Source organism: Pseudooceanicola lipolyticus, assembly GCF_002786325.1.
In the GTDB taxonomy this organism is placed as follows: Bacteria; Pseudomonadota; Alphaproteobacteria; order Rhodobacterales; family Rhodobacteraceae; genus Pseudooceanicola_C; species Pseudooceanicola_C lipolyticus.
In genome coordinates this window covers 1-1,332 of the sequence record NZ_PGTB01000347.1, presented here as the reverse complement: position 1 = coordinate 1,332, position 1,332 = coordinate 1, and the positions used below count along the sequence as shown (strand labels likewise).

The 1,332-nt window shown below is 70.3% G+C and carries 2 protein-coding genes; both read left to right on the top strand.

Annotated features, from left to right (window positions below):
- A partial coding sequence (locus CVM52_RS25805) for a DUF58 domain-containing protein (RefSeq protein ID WP_100165064.1) occupies positions 1-851 on the top strand: 851 nt, incomplete at its 5' end.
- The coding region (locus CVM52_RS25800; protein ID WP_205965038.1) for a BatA domain-containing protein at positions 848-1,332 on the top strand (485 nt) is incomplete at its 3' end. The genes CVM52_RS25805 and CVM52_RS25800, both read left to right, overlap by 4 nt.

Here is a 1,332-nt window from a genome sequence, read left to right as displayed (position 1 = left end):
GCGCCGAGGCCGAAGCCGGGCGCCTGCCCGCGTTGCTGGCGCGCGCCGACCAATTGGCCGGCACCGTGCTGCTGGGCGATCACGGGCGGCGGCGCGCCGGGCTGGGTGATGATTTCTGGCAGTATCGCCCGGCGCAGATGGGCGACAGCAAGCGGATGATCGACCACCGCCGCTCGGCGCGGGGCGACCAGCAATTCGTGCGCGAACGCGAATGGCAGATCGCGCAATCAGTGATGCTGTGGATCGACCAGGGTGCGTCGATGCGGTTCTGCTCGGAGGAGACCCGGCTGCCCAGCAAGATCGAACGCGCGCGCCTGCTGGGCCTGGCCGTGGCGATCCTGCTGGTGCGCGGGGGCGAACGGGTGGGCCTGACCGGTACCACCCTGCCGCCGCGGCGCGGCAATGCGCAGATTTTGCGGCTGGCGCAATCCTTCTCGGTCGATGCGCCGCAGGATTACGCGCCGCCCGAACACCGGGCGATGATTCCCCATGCACGGGCGGTTTTCATCTCGGATTTCCTGGGCGACCTGGCCGAGGTGCGGCTGGCGCTGACCAAGGCCGCCGACCGCGGCGTGCGCGGCGTGGTATTGCAGGTGCTGGACCCCAGCGAGGAACAGTTCCCGTTTCGCGGGCGGACCATCTTTGAAAGCGTCGGCGGCACCCTGCGCCACGAGACGCTGAAGGCAAACGAGCTGCGCGAGCGTTACCTGACCCGGCTGGCCGAACGGCGCGACGAGCTGATGACGCTGTGCCGCGCGACCGGCTGGCAATTCGGCCTGCACCATACCGGTGAAAGCGCGCAACAGGCTCTGTTATGGCTGTATCGCGCGCTGGACGGGGGCACGTCATGACGGTTCTGGGCGGTATCGGTTTCGCCTCTCCCTGGCTGCTGCTGGCGCTGCTGGCGCTGCCGGTGCTGTGGCTGATTCTGCGCGCGGTGCCGCCGGCGCCGATCCGCCGGCGGTTTCCCGGCGTCGCGCTGCTGCTGGGGCTGAAGGATGACGAAAGCGTTTCGGACCGCACGCCGTGGTGGCTGCTGCTGCTGCGGATGCTGGCGGTGGCGGCGGTGATCCTGGGGCTGGCCGGACCGGTGCTGAACCCGAACCGGGCGCAGGAGGGCAGCGGGCCGCTGCTGATCGTGCTGGATGCCAGCTGGGCCGGGGCGACGCATTGGTCCGACAAGATGGAACTGATCGAATCGCAGCTGACCGAGGCGGGCCGCGCCGGCCGCCCGGTGGCGGTGCTGCGGTTGACCGCGCCGGAACCGCTGCAATTCCAGGCCGCCGATGTCTGGCGCAACCGGTTGCCCGGCCTGTTGCCGGCGCCCTGGGC